Here is a 14,476-nt window from a genome sequence, read left to right on the forward strand (position 1 = left end):
AGTTTTTCGACATTGGTGCTGCCGCTGTCGCCGTTGAAGGTCAGGCCTTTAGTGTCAACGGTGGTTTTGGCATCCACACCTTTTTGGATGTCGTCTTTGGTGTTTTGTGCCAAGTCGATGCTGTAGTCGGTCACGTTGTTCGCGTCTGCTGCGGCAGCAGTAACGGTCACTTTGTCAGAACCGGCGCTGGCAGTCGTGCCTTTGGCGTTGACGGTGTAGATGTCTTGGCCGTTGGCACCGGTCGTTTTCACCACGTCTTTGATGTTGGTACCGGCACGTACCTCGGTACGCGCGGCGGCGCTTTGCTGTTTCAGCTGGCTGTAGTTGACGGCGTCGGCGTCATCGGTACCCGGGGCAACGTTGGTAATCTTGTTGCCGGCGGCATCGATGCCTGACTTGGTCACACTCGGGCCACCGGTAATGGTGAGGCCGTCTGTATTCAGTTTGCTGTCGCCTGCGGTCACGCTGTCAACGGTGATGTCTTTGGCCAGTTTCAGCTGTGCACCACCGGCTACGGTTTCGCTGATGATGTTGCTGTCGCCTTTGACATTGATGGTGTCGCCCAATGCGTAGTTGTTGCTGCCGGTGGTACCGCCGAAGTTGATGCCTTTGGCGATATTGGCGGCGTTGTTGGCTACGTTTTGGTTGGTCGCAAACAGTTGGCTGCCGTTAACGGCATCTTTGCTGTTGGCATTGAGGTCACCGGCGGCTACGTTGGTCACTTTGTTGCCTGCGGCATCGATACCGGACTTGGTCAGGCTAGGACCGCCTGCGATCTTAACACCGTCGTTGTTCACGGTGGCGTCGCCGGCTTTGACGCTGTCTACTACCAGGTCTTTGTTCAGCTTGACGGTCACTTTATCGTCTTGGGCTTCGGTGGTGATGTTGTCGTCGCCGGCAACGGTCACGGTGGAACCCAGTTTTTCGACATTGGTGCTGCCGCTGTCGCCGTTGAAGGTCAGGCCTTTGCTGTCAACGGTGGTTTTGGCGTCCACACCTTTTTGGATGTCGTCTTTGGTGTCTTGTGCCAAGTCGATGCTGTAGTCGGTCACGTTGTTCGCGTCTTCTGCTGAAGCAGTGACGGTCACTTTGTCAGAACCGGCGCTCGCAGTCGTGCCTTTGGCGTTGACGGTGTAGATGTCTTGGCCGTTGGCGCCGGTAGTTTTCACCACGTCTTTGATGTTGGTACCGGCTGCAACTTCGGTACGCGCGGCGGCGCTTTGTTGTTTCAGCTGGCTGTAGTTGACGGCGTCGGTGTCATCGGTACCGGCGGCTACGTTGGTGATCTTGTTGCCGGCGGCATTGATGCCGGACTTGGTCACACTCGGGCCACCGGTAATGGTGAGGCCGTCTGTATTCAGTTTGCTGTCGCCTGCGGTCACGCTGTCAACGGTGATGTCTTTGGCCAGTTTGAAGTCAATCTGGTTGTCAGACACGGTGGTCACGATGTTTTTGTCGCTGCTGCGGTAGGCAACGGTTTCGCCCAGTTGGACGTTGTCGTCGCTGCCGTTGTCGGCGGCAATGTTCAGACCTTTGGCCACGTTGGCGTTGGTCTCTTTCAGCTGACCGTAGTTAACGGCGTCGGTATCGTCGGTACCGGCGGCTACGTTGGTCACTTTGTTGCCGGCGTTGTTCAAACCGTCTTTGGTCAGTTTGACATCGCCTGCTTTAACGCCGTCTTGGGTCAATGCGACATCGTCGCCTACTTTCACTCCGTCGTTGTTCACGGTGGTGTCGCCGGCTTTGACGCTGTCTACTACCAGGTCTTTGTTCAGCTTGACGGTCACTTTATCGTCTTGGGCTTCGGTGGTGATGTTGTCGTCGCCGGCAACGGTCACGGTGGAACCCAGTTTTTCGACATTGGTGCTGCCGCTGTCGCCGTTGAAGGTCAGGCCTTTGCTGTCAACGGTGGTTTTGGCGTCCACACCTTTTTGGATGTCGTCTTTGGTGTCTTGTGCCAAGTCGATGCTGTAGTCGGTCACGTTGTTCGCGTCTTCTGCTGAAGCAGTGACGGTCACTTTGTCAGAACCGGCGCTCGCAGTCGTGCCTTTGGCGTTGACGGTGTAGATGTCTTGGCCGTTGGCGCCGGTCGTTTTCACCACGTCTTTGATGTTGGTACCGGCTGCAACTTCGGTACGCGCGGCGGCGCTTTGTTGTTTCAGCTGGCTGTAGTTGACGGCGTCGGTGTCATCGGTACCGGCGGCTACGTTGGTGATCTTGTTGCCGGCGGCATTGATGCCGGACTTGGTCACACTCGGGCCACCGGTAATGGTGAGGCCGTCTGTATTCAGTTTGCTGTCGCCTGCGGTCACGCTGTCAACGGTGATGTCTTTGGCCAGTTTGAAGTCAATCTGGTTGTCGGACACGGTGGTGACGATGTTTTTGTCGCTGCTGCGGTAGGCAACGGTTTCGCCCAGTTGGACGTTGTCGTCGTTACCGTTGTCGGCGGCAATGTTCAGACCTTTGGCCACATTGGCGTTGATCTCTTTCAGCTGACCGTAGTTAACGGCGTCGGTATCGTCGGTACCGGCGGCTACGTTGGTCACTTTGTTGCCGGCGTTGTTCAAACCGTCTTTGGTCAGTTTGACATCGCCTGCTTTAACGCCGTCTTGGGTCAATGCGACATCGTCGCCTACTTTCACTCCGTCGTTGTTCACGGTGGTGTCGCCGGCTTTGACGCTGTCTACTACCAGGTCTTTGTTCAGCTTGACGGTCACTTTATCGTCTTGGGCTTCGGTGGTGATGTTGTCGTCGCCGGCAACGGTCACGGTGGAGCCGAGTTTTTCGACATTGGTGCTGCCGCTGTCGCCGTTGAAGGTCAGACCTTTGGTGTCAACGGTGGTTTTGGCGTCCACACCTTTTTGGATGTCGTCTTTGGTGTCTTGCGCCAAGTCGATGCTGTAGTCGGTCACGTTGTTCGCGTCTGCAGCGGCGGCGGTAACGGTCACTTTGTCGGAACCTGCGCTCGCAGTCGTGCCTTTGGCGTTGACGGTGTAGATGTCTTGGCCGTTGGCGCCGGTCGTTTTCACCACGTCTTTGATGTTGGTACCGGCTGCAACTTCGGTACGGGCGGCGGCGCTTTGCTGTTTCAGCTGGCTGTAGTTGACGGCGTCGGTATCATCGGTACCCGGGACAACGTTGGTAATCTTGTTGCCGGCGGCATCGATGCCTGACTTGGTCACACTCGGGCCACCGGTAATGGTGAGGCCGTCTGTATTCAGTTTGCTGTCGCCTGCGGTGACGCTGTCGACGGTGATGTCTTTGGCCAGTTTGAAGTCAATCTGGTTGTCGGACACGGTGGTGACGATGTTTTTGTCGCTGCTGCGGTAGGCAACGGTTTCGCCCAGTTGGACGTTGTCGTCGTTACCGTTGTCGGCGGCAATGTTCAGACCTTTGGCCACATTGGCGTTGGTCTCTTTCAGCTGACCGTAGTTAACGGCGTCGGTATCGTCGGTACCGGCGGCTACGTTGGTCACTTTGTTGCCGGCGTTGTTCAAACCGTCTTTGGTCAGTTTGACGTCACCTGCTTTAACGCCGTCTTGGGTCAATGCAACATCGTCGCCTACTTTCACACCGTCGTTGTTAACGGTGGTGTCGCCGGCTTTGACGCTGTCTACGACCAGGTCTTTGTTCAGCTTAACCGTCACTTTATCGTCTCGGGCTTCGGTGGTGATGTTGTCGTCGCCGGCAACGGTCACGGTGGAGCCGAGTTTTTTGACATTGGTGCTGCCGCTGTCGCCGTTGAAGGTCAGACCTTTGGTGTCAACGGTGGTTTTGGCGTCCACACCTTTTTGGATGTCGTCTTTGGTGTCTTGCGCCAAGTCGATGCTGTAGTCGGTCACGTTGTTCGCGTCTTCTGCTGAAGCAGTGACGGTCACTTTGTCGGAACCTGCGCTCGCAGTCGTGCCTTTGGCGTTGACGGTGTAGATGTCTTGGCCGTTGGCGCCGGTCGTTTTCACCACGTCTTTGATGTTGGTGCCGGCTGCAACTTCGGTACGGGCGGCAGCGCTTTGCTGTTTCAGCTGGCTGTAGTTGACCGCGTCGGTGTCATCGGTACCGGCGGCAACGTTGGTAATCTTGTTGCCGGCGGCATCGATGCCTGACTTGGTCACACTCGGGCCACCGGTGATGGTGAGGCCGTCTGTATTCAGTTTGCTGTCGCCTGCGGTCACGCTGTCGACGGTGATGTCTTTGGCCAGTTTCAGCTGTGCACCACCGGCTACGGTTTCGCTGATGATGTTGCTGTCGCCTTTGACATTGATGGTGTCGCCCAATGCGTAGTTGTTGCTGCCGGTGGTACCGCCGAAGTTGATGCCTTTGGCGATATTGGCGGCGTTGTTGGCTACGTTTTGGTTGGTCGCAAACAGTTGGCTGCCGTTAACGGCATCTTTGCTGTTGGCATTGAGATCGCCATCGGCGACGTTGGTCACTTTGTTACCGGCGGCATCGATACCGGACTTGGTCAGGCTAGGACCGCCTGCGATCTTAACACCGTCGTTGTTAACGGTGGTATCGCCGGCTTTGACGCTGTCTACTACCAGGTCTTTGTTCAGCTTGACGGTCACTTTATCGTCTTGGGCTTCGGTGGTGATGTTGTCGTCGCCGGCAACGGTCACGGTGGAGCCGAGTTTTTCAACGTTGGTGCTGCCGCTGTCGCCGTTGAAGGTCAGGCCTTTAGTGTCAACGGTGGTTTTGGCATCCACACCTTTTTGGATGTCGTCTTTGGTGCTTTGCGCCAAGTCGATGCTGTAGTCGGTCACGTTGTTCGCGTCTTCTGCTGAAGCAGTGACGGTCACTTTGTCGGAACCTGCGCTCGCAGTCGTGCCTTTGGCGTTGACGGTGTAGATGTCTTGGCCGTTGGCGCCGGTCGTTTTCACCACGTCTTTGATGTTGGTGCCGGCGGCAACTTCGGTACGCGCTGCGGCGCTTTGCTGTTTCAGCTGGCTGTAGTTGACGGCGTCGGTGTCATCGGTACCCGGGGCAACGTTGGTAATCTTGTTGCCGGCGGCATTGATGCCTGCTTTGGTCACACTCGGGCCACCGGTAATGGTGAGGCCGTCTGAATTCAGTTTGCTGTCGCCTGCGGTCACGCTGTCAACGGTGATGTCTTTGGCCAGTTTCAGCTGTGCACCACCGGCTACGGTTTCGCTGATGATGTTGCTGTCGCCTTTGACATTGATGGTGTCGCCCAATGCGTAGTTGTTGCTGCCGGTGGTACCGCCGAAGTTGATGCCTTTGGCGATATTGGCGGCGTTGTTGGCTACGTTTTGGTTGGTCGCAAACAGTTGGCTGCCGTTAACGGCATCTTTGCTGTTGGCATTGAGGTCGCCATCGGCGACGTTGGTCACTTTGTTACCGGCGGCATCGATACCGGACTTGGTCAGGCTAGGACCGCCTGCGATCTTAACACCGTCGTTGTTAACGGTGGTATCGCCGGCTTTGACGCTGTCTACTACCAGGTCTTTGTTCAGCTTGACGGTCACTTTATCGTCTTGGGCTTCGGTGGTGATGTTGTCGTCGCCGGCAACGGTCACGGTGGAGCCGAGTTTTTCAACGTTGGTGCTGCCGCTGTCGCCGTTGAAGGTCAGGCCTTTGCTGTCAACGGTGGTTTTGGCGTCCACACCTTTTTGGATGTCGTCTTTGGTGCCATCAGCCAAGTCGATGCTGTAACTAGTTGTGACTGCACCATCGGCTGCGGTTGTAGTATTAGAGGTCAGATTCAAAGCATTGGAAACTTGTACCGTTGCTTTATCTGCGCTGACGGTATAAGTGGTTTCTTTGCCTGAAGTTGTTTTATTAACGTGCGCGTTACTGCCTGCCTCCACCTTGGTTGTGGTTTTGGCATTATTGATGGCATTGGCTACATCGCCGGCAGTCGCTACACCGGCAGTCGGTGCGGACACTGTGCCATTATTATCGACAGACAATGAGCCTTGAGTGACGTTGATTTGAACTTTTGATGCATTCTCGCCATCGGTAACTGCAACGGTCGTCAAATTACCATCGGCGTAGTTGACTGTACCGTTATTATTGATACGAGATTTGTCTGTACCGTTTTGTTGGATATTGTGTCCAACATTGTTCATAACGGTGTACAGTTGGCTACCATTAACTGCATCGGTTGAAGTGGCGGAAATACGGCCTGCGGCTACATTCTGGATTTGGCGTTCATTGCCTGCACTGCCTACAGAAGCCGCGCCTGTTGTAGAGGATGAAGAAGCAGCATAGCTGACATTGGTCGCAGCGCCGCTATCGTTTTTGAATGAGGCATTTTTAGCGGTTGCATCAAAATTATTGGCCGCACCGACAGCGCCATTGCCCAAAGCGACAGAATCTTGAACAGAAGCAGTAGTACCGTTACCCAAAGCAACAGCATTGACGCCTGTAACATTCGCCTGATTACCGATAGCGACACCATTTGTAGCTGCACTTGTCGTAGATGCAGATGGGCCAATGGCAATTGAGTTTGCACCTTTCGCACCATCGTTATTCCAGTTTTTGGTGCCGTCAGTGCTACCATCAGTTGAATTAACAGAAAAATAACGGACACGCTCAATTGCACTCAATACACCATAAAGTTGAGAGCCATTGATGGCATCAGTAGAAGTAGCAGAAATATCGCCGGGGGATACATTGATGATTTGGCGTTCGTAACCTTTAGAACCGACAGACACAACATCACCAGCATCGGTAGTTTGACCGCCTGCCCAAGTGTAGGTCACACCCATGATTTCGCGTTGAACGTATGCCTTACCTTCTTTATCGGTTTTAGAAGCCGTACCCAAAGCCACAGAATTCAGCAAAGTAGCCTTCGCACCTGTACCCAAAGCTACACCACCAAAGGCAGTGGCCTGAGATTTAGTACCGATGGCCAAAGACAAATCGGCAGATGAATTAGACTGCACACCCAATGCAACAGAACCTTGACCGGCAATAGTATTACCATAAGAACCGTAATTCATCGTATCACCAGTCATCTCTTTATAAATATCACGCAGACTTTTACCGCTCAGCGTATATTCACCGGTCTTTGCACCTTTTTCATTATAGTTGATGAATTTATCCGTTGCATTGCCAGAATATCGAGTACCACCTACCGCATCTAAATCATCACCACCAATAGCAACAGATGAATTACCATTAGCCAAGACATTACCACCAACCGCAATAGATTGGTCTCCCTTTGCCCACGCACCCTCAGGTCTGCCCTGTGGATCAACACGGTTACCTGAACCAATAGCAATAGACTGAGTTATCTTAGAACTACTTGAATCGCCTACTCGAGCCGTATTACCAATAGCAATATTATTGTGAGTTGAATTCACGTTCATACTATTTTGGGAGAGAACCTCAGATGCACGTCCAATAGCAATCGTACCAAGGCCGGTTGCATTCGCGTCTGCACCAAGTGCAATAGCACTTGATGGCGCACTACCCGAAGCCGGAGAATTTGCCACTGCACTTTTACCGATGGCAATGGTATTTCCAGTTTGAGCTTGGGCTGAATTACCTATGGCAATAGCGTTACCTTGATTGGCTTGTGCCGCTAATCCTACCCCTAATGCACCAAAACCCGTTGCTGTTGCACCACTGATAGCAATTGCACCACTACCATCAGTAGCAATTTGCCCTTGTGGAGCAGTTGCCGCATATGCATTGCTTGCCCCAAAAAGAGCTGCCGAAATTACTGTCAATCTGAAAACTGTCGCGATACCATTTTTACCGGATTCGGCAGATACATCTGTACTGTTTTGTTCTGCAGACGATTTCACACGGCCTTTGGCCAATTCGGATGTTACGACGAAAGATTGAATCGTACGGTTCCAAACGACTTTAAATATCTTATTCATTAGTGTGTCTTTCTCTTTTTTTGATGGATAAAAGCGTAGGCATGAGCATGACGCTACTTTAAAAAGTCTATTGCGGAGGATTTCCCAGCAAATACTTGCTTCGAGCTGACGTTTATTGTCACTTTGAGACGAAATTTAGGTCTTTTACTATCTCGAAGTGAAATAGTATTTCATACTTACCAAATATCCGCTAGTCGGAAATATAAACCGATTATCTTTAATTTCTAAATAAAATCACGGCTTTCAACCAAAAAAACCAATCATCAAAAGGGTTTCGGCCATGTTTCTATTAATAAGCGGTGTGTTGTATTCCATTGACAAGTCACAAGTAAACACAGTAATCATGCAAACCATATGCCAATTATTTGAAATATTATTTAAAATGAATTATTTATTGAAAAAACGAAAGGGAAAGGCCGTCTGAAATGTTTCAGACGACCTTTAATGAAATGATATTGAACAACTACTTGCTTGAATAATTTGTTTTTTAAGTTATCAATAAAATCGGCAATATGCTTTTAATACATCATAGAAAGAATACGCATATCCCTACTTATATAAACGCGGACGGTTTTACAAACCGAATACGGCAATATCGCCCTTGCCTTGACGAATCAGCTCGGTGCCATCGGTCATATCGATAACCGTCGTCGGCTCAGTACCGCACCAGCCGCCATCAATAACCAAATCAACGGCATGCTCAAGACGGTCTCGGATTTCGTATGGATCGGTCAATGGCTCGTCATCTTCAGGCAGCATGAGGGTGCAACTTAAAATAGGTTCGCCCAATTCTTGCAAAAGTGCCAAGGCAGTAGCGTTATCGGGAACACGCAGGCCGATGGTTTTGCGCTTGGGATGAAGCGTGCGATTGGGTACTTCTTTGGTTGCCTGCAGGATAAAGGTGTAGCTTCCAGGCGTAGCTGCTTTGAGCTGGCGGAATTGGGCATTATCTACTTTGGCGTAAGTACCCAATTCGCTCAAATCGGCACACATCAGGGTCAGATGGTGTTTTTGATCGATTTTGCGAATCGTGAGAATGCGCTCCATCGCATTTTTGTCGCCGAGTTTGCAGCCAAGCGCATAGCAGGAATCCGTAGGGTAAACGATAACGCCGCCACTGCGGACAATATCGGCGGCTTGTTTGATTAGGCGGTCTTGGGGATTATCGGGATGAATAGCGAAAAATTGTGCCATGTTTTTTTCCTTATCATTCTAATGGTTTGTTGTTTGACATTTTAAAACTTATTTGGCCGTCTGAATATTGGATTTCCAACACTATGAATGGATTTAGCCTCAGCTACAACACGGCTGCACCCAGTGATACCTTATAAATAATTTTGATTTACCGGCCGATATCGAAAGTCAATTTAATACACTATATAATGCGTTATTTTGTTTGAAAGTCATCTCAATGTCTGCTTCTTCCCTGCCTTCCCGCCGCTTGTCTGTTGCACCCATGCTCGATTGGACAGACAGACACTATCGTTTTATGGCGCGACAAATTACACGCAATGCTTGGCTTTATAGCGAAATGGTCAATTCAGGCGCAGTAGTTTACGGAGATAAAGACCGCTTCTTGAGTTTCAACGAAGGTGAGCAACCGGTAGCTTTACAGCTTGGCGGCTCAGATCCGCATGACTTGGCAATCGCTGCCAAAGCGGCGGAGGCGTATGGCTATAACGAAGTTAACCTCAATTGCGGCTGCCCCAGCCCGCGCGTTCAAAAAGGTGCTTTCGGTGCTTGCCTGATGAATGATGTGGATTTGGTGGCAGATTGTTTGAACGCGATGCAGAATGCAGTTGAAATTCCGGTGACGGTCAAACACCGCATCGGCGTAGACAGACAAACAGAATATCAAGTCGTGGCAGATTTTGTGGGAACGCTTCGCGAAAAAACAGCCTGTCGCACATTTATCGTCCATGCACGTAATGCTTGGCTGGACGGTTTATCCCCAAAAGAAAACCGCGAAGTTCCGCCACTCAAATATGAATACGTCTACCGCTTGAAACAAGAGTTCCCCGACTTAGAAATTTTGATTAACGGCGGCATCACCACCAATGAAGAAATCGCCGAACATCTGAAATTTGTAGACGGCGTCATGCTCGGGCGCGAGGCTTATCACAATCCGATGCTGATGCGCGATTGGGATGCACTGTTTTATAACGACACACACGCACCAATCCAATACGCAGATTTAGCAGCTTGGCTATACGCATATAGCCGCGAACAAATCGCCTCAGGGCGCGGTACCATTCTGCGCCACATCGTCCGCCATGCACTCGGCTTGATGCACGGCCTAAAAAATGCCCGCACTTGGCGCCGTATGCTCTCAGATGCCGCCTTGCTGAAAGACAACGACGGCAGTCTGATTCTAGACGCATGGAAAGAAGTCGAACGCGCAAATATTTGGGATTAATGGCATATAGTGCGAATAAATAAAAGGCCGTCTGAAACATCAAATGGTGTTTCAGACGGCCTTTTAAATTGCAACAGACTGCTAAAGATATATTCATTTCTCTTTAGCTACTATGACGATTAATTTATCGAATAAACCCAAAACATAATCTAAGCATAAAAAAATGCGGCCTAAATTAGGCCGCATTTACTTTGCTTCGTCTTTTCAGACGGCCTTTTCAGGCCGTCTGAAAGTCAGATTACCATTGGTAACCAACTGCTGCGGTAGCACCGAAGTGACCACGTGAGTTGCCGGAAGCAGTACCTTTGATGATCCAGTTACCACCATCGGAGATGCTAGAGAAGCCGACAGCGTAACCGGTTTCACCGCGGTAGTGACCGCCACCGATAGCCAGCATGCTCTTACCTGGCAAGTAAGCTTGTGGCAGACCGGCAGTAGCCAGAGCTTGAGCCACACCTGCGCGGGCGTTGTTGTCAACCTTGTTCACATTGCTGTTCACATCGCCGAATTTTTGGTTCAGCTGGTCAACGTTAACCGCATCGGTACCGTTCTTACCTGGAGCAACATTTTTAATAGTAGTGTTGCCGGCATCGATACCACCTTGGTTGATGGTTACAGGACCTGCTTTCAGTTCGTTAGTAGTAACACTGTTAACGGTCAGATCAGGGTTCAAGCTGACTTTCAGCGCATCGCCGTCTTTCTTAACGAAGATGTTTTGAACTTCTTTCTCTGAAGTCTTACCGGTTGCTTTGTCGAATACTTGAACTTTAGTACCCGCATCACCTTTAATCTGAATAGTGTTATTCAGTTTTTTGGAGATAGAGCCATCAGTAGTACCAGTCTCGTCAACCAGACCGAAGGTGCCATCAGCATCTTTACCGTCTTTACCGTCTTTACCATCTTTCACGGTTGCAGTAGTAGTAGAGATGACTTTACCGTCTTTATCGAAGTTGTTGATAGTGATGGTAGAAGTACCTTTAGCTTCATCACGCTCAACTTTACCTTCAGCAGACTTACCGTTTTCACCGGTATCACCTTTAGCACCAGTTGCACCAGTATCACCTTTAGCACCGTCTTTAACAACAGTAGTAGTAGTGTTACCGTTACCGTCTTTGATGGTTACAGTATGAGTACCATCACCGTTGTCTTTAACTTCAGCTTCAGCATTTTTACCGTCTGCACCAGTTGCACCAGTAGCGCCAGTTGCACCGTCTTTAACGATGGTAGTAGTGGTATTACCGTTACCGTCTTTGATGGTTACAGTGTGAGTGCCGTCGCCGTTGTCTTTAACTTCGGCTTCAGCATTCTTACCATCTGCACCAGTGGCACCAGTTTCACCTTTAGCACCAGTTGCACCGTCCTTAACGATAGTAGTAGTGGTATTACCTTCGCCATCAGTAATGGTTACAGTGTGAGTGCCGTTGCCGTTGTCTTTAACTTCGGCTTTAGCATTCTTACCGTCTGCACCAGTTGCACCGGTAGCGCCAGTTGCACCGTCTTTAACGATGGTAGTAGTGGTATTACCTTCGCCATCAGTAATGGTTACAGTGTGAGTGCCGTTGCCGTTGTCTTTAACTTCGGCTTTAGCATTCTTACCGTCTGCACCGTCTTTAACGATAGTGGTAGTAGTGTTACCGTCACCGTCAGTGATGGTTACGGTGTGAGTGCCGTTGCCGTTGTCTTTAACTTCGGCTTTAGCGTTCTTACCGTCTGCACCGGTATCACCTTTGGCACCAGTTGCACCGTCTTTAACGATGGTAGTAGTAGTGTTACCGTTACCGTCTTTGATGGTTACAGTGTGAGTGCCGTTGCCGTTGTCTTTAACTTCAGCTTCAGCATTCTTACCATCGGCACCAGTTGCACCGGTAGCGCCAGTTGCACCGGTAGCGCCAGTTGCACCGTCTTTAACGATGGTAGTAGTGGTATTACCGTTACCGTCTTTAATAGTTACAGTGTGAGTACCGTTGCCGTTGTCTTTAACTTCGGCTTCAGCATTCTTACCGTCAGCACCAGTTGCACCGGTAGCGCCAGTTGCACCGTCTTTAACGATAGTAGTAGTGGTATTACCTTCGCCATCAGTAATGGTTACAGTGTGAGTGCCGTTGCCGTTGTCTTTAACTTCGGCTTTAGCATTCTTACCGTCTGCACCAGTTGCACCGGTAGCGCCAGTTGCACCGTCTTTAACGATGGTAGTAGTGGTATTACCTTCGCCATCAGTAATGGTTACAGTGTGAGTACCGTTGCCGTTGTCTTTAACTTCGGCTTTAGCATTCTTACCGTCTGCACCGTCTTTAACGATAGTGGTAGTAGTGTTACCGTCACCGTCAGTGATGGTTACGGTGTGAGTGCCGTTGCCGTTGTCTTTAACTTCGGCTTTAGCGTTCTTACCGTCTTTAACGATGGTAGAAGTAGTATTACCGTCACCGTCAACAACAGTTACTGTGTGAGTACCGTCACCGTTGTCTTTAACGTCGGCTTTAGCGTTCTTACCGTCTGCACCAGTATCACCTTTGGCACCAGTTGCACCGGTAGCGCCAGTTGCACCGTCTTTAACGATGGTAGTAGTAGTGTTACCGTTACCGTCTTTGATGGTTACAGTATGAGTACCGTTGCCGTTGTCTTTAACTTCGGCTTCAGCGTTCTTACCGTCTTTAACGATGGTAGAAGTAGTATTACCGTCACCGTCAACAACAGTTACTGTGTGAGTACCGTCACCGTTGTCTTTAACGTCGGCTTTAGCGTTCTTACCGTCTGCACCAGTATCACCTTTGGCACCAGTTGCACCGGTAGCGCCAGTTGCACCGTCTTTAACGATGGTAGTAGTAGTGTTACCGTTACCGTCTTTGATGGTTACAGTGTGAGTGCCGTTGCCGTTGTCTTTAACGTCGGCTTCAGCGTTCTTACCATCTGCACCAGTAGCACCAGTTGCGCCGGTAGCACCGGTTGCACCGTCTTTAATGATGGTAGTAGTGGTATTACCGTTACCGTCTTTGATGGTTACAGTGTGAGTACCGTTGCCGTTGTCTTTAACATCGGCTTCAGCATTCTTACCGTCTTTAACGATGGTAGTAGTGGTGTTACCGTTACCGTCTTTGATGGTTACAGTATGAGTGCCATCACCGTTGTCTTTAACGTCGGCTTCAGCATTCTTACCGTCGGCACCAGTTGCGCCGGTTGCACCAGTAGCACCATCTTTAAGGATGGTAGTAGTGGTATTACCGTTACCGTCTTTGATGGTTACAGTATGAGTACCGTTGCCGTTGTCTTTAACTTCGGCTTCAGCGTTCTTACCGTCTTTAACGATGGTAGAAGTAGTATTACCGTCACCGTCAACAACAGTTACTGTGTGAGTACCGTCACCGTTGTCTTTAACGTCGGCTTTAGCGTTCTTACCATCTGCACCGGTATCACCTTTGGCACCAGTTGCACCGGTAGCACCAGTTGCACCGTCTTTAAGGATGGTAGTAGTGGTATTACCGTTACCGTCTTTGATGGTTACAGTGTGAGTACCGTTGCCGTTGTCTTTAACTTCGGCTTCAGCGTTCTTACCATCTTTAACGATGGTAGTAGTGGTATTACCTTCGCCATCAGTGATGGTTACAGTGTGAGTGCCGTCGCCGTTGTCTTTAACTTCGGCTTTGGCGTTTTTACCGTCTACACCGTCTTTACCATCTTTAACGATAGTAGTAGTGACTGAACCAGTTTCAAGATCAGTAATAGTGATTGTATGGGTACCGTCACCATTATCTACAACTTCACCTGTGATGCTGCCACCTTTTTCACCTTTGTCGCCTTTAGCGCCAGTAGCACCGGTGTCACCTTTGTCGCCTTTAGCTCCGGTTGCGCCGGTGTCACCTTTATCGCCTTTGTCACCTTTAGCGCCGGCTGCACCAGTGTCACCTTTATCGCCTTTGTCGCCTTTAGCGCCGGTATCACCTTTGTCGCCTTTAGCGCCAGTAGCGCCGGTATCACCTTTGTCGCCTTTGTCGCCAGTAGCGCCGGTATCACCTTTGTCGCCTTTAGCGCCAGTAGCACCAGTGTCGCCTTTAGCGCCAGTAGCGCCGGTATCACCTTTGTCGCCTTTAGCGCCAGTAGCACCAGTGTCGCCTTTAGCGCCAGTAGCACCAGTGTCACCTTTAGCGCCAGTAGCACCGGTATCACCTTTGTCGCCTTTAGCGCCAGTAGCACCAGTGTCACCTTTAGCGCCAGT

At 50.5% G+C, this 14,476-nt stretch carries 3 protein-coding genes and 2 pseudogenes; 1 reads left to right on the forward strand and 4 read right to left on the reverse strand.

Features of this window, described 5'->3' with window-relative positions; translation table 11 throughout:
* Window positions 1-7,850: ESPR-type extended signal peptide-containing protein (locus ACTHS8_RS10665; protein WP_440373697.1), on the reverse strand; the 7,850-nt coding region annotated here is incomplete at its 3' end.
* A gap of 573 nt (window positions 7,851-8,423) precedes the next feature.
* Window positions 8,424-9,044, reverse strand: a complete 621-nt coding sequence (locus tag ACTHS8_RS10670) for an L-threonylcarbamoyladenylate synthase (RefSeq protein ID WP_003680049.1) — start codon at window positions 9,042-9,044, stop codon at window positions 8,424-8,426.
* 217 nt (window positions 9,045-9,261) lie between these two features.
* On the opposite strand from ACTHS8_RS10670, the gene dusA reads away from it, so the two are divergent.
* The gene (gene dusA, locus ACTHS8_RS10675; protein ID WP_440373698.1) at window positions 9,262-10,266 is read left to right on the forward strand and encodes a tRNA dihydrouridine(20/20a) synthase DusA; all 1,005 of its coding nucleotides are present in this window, start codon (window positions 9,262-9,264) and stop codon (window positions 10,264-10,266) included.
* A 238-nt stretch (window positions 10,267-10,504) separates the two neighbouring features.
* On the opposite strand, the pseudogene ACTHS8_RS10680 reads toward dusA, so the two are convergent.
* Both ACTHS8_RS10680 and ACTHS8_RS10685 read right to left on the reverse strand, forming a co-directional pair.
* Window positions 10,505-10,723: pseudogene (locus tag ACTHS8_RS10680) on the reverse strand (YadA-like family protein); the annotation flags it as partial.
* A 438-nt stretch (window positions 10,724-11,161) separates the two neighbouring features.
* A pseudogene (locus ACTHS8_RS10685) lies at window positions 11,162-14,476 on the reverse strand (collagen-flanked surface repeat-containing protein); the annotation flags it as partial.

The sequence above is a fragment of the Neisseria sp. P0016.S008 genome, assembly GCF_051957775.1.
Lineage (GTDB): Bacteria > Pseudomonadota > Gammaproteobacteria > Burkholderiales > Neisseriaceae > Neisseria > Neisseria flavescens_B.

Excerpts from the sequence above, each read along its gene's own strand:
- ACTHS8_RS10670 (WP_003680049.1), bottom strand. The coding sequence starts at position 9,044 with ATGGCACAATTTTTCGCTATTCATCCCGATAATCCCCAAGACCGCCTA.
- dusA (WP_440373698.1), top strand. The coding sequence starts at position 9,262 with ATGTCTGCTTCTTCCCTGCCTTCCCGCCGCTTGTCTGTTGCACCCATG.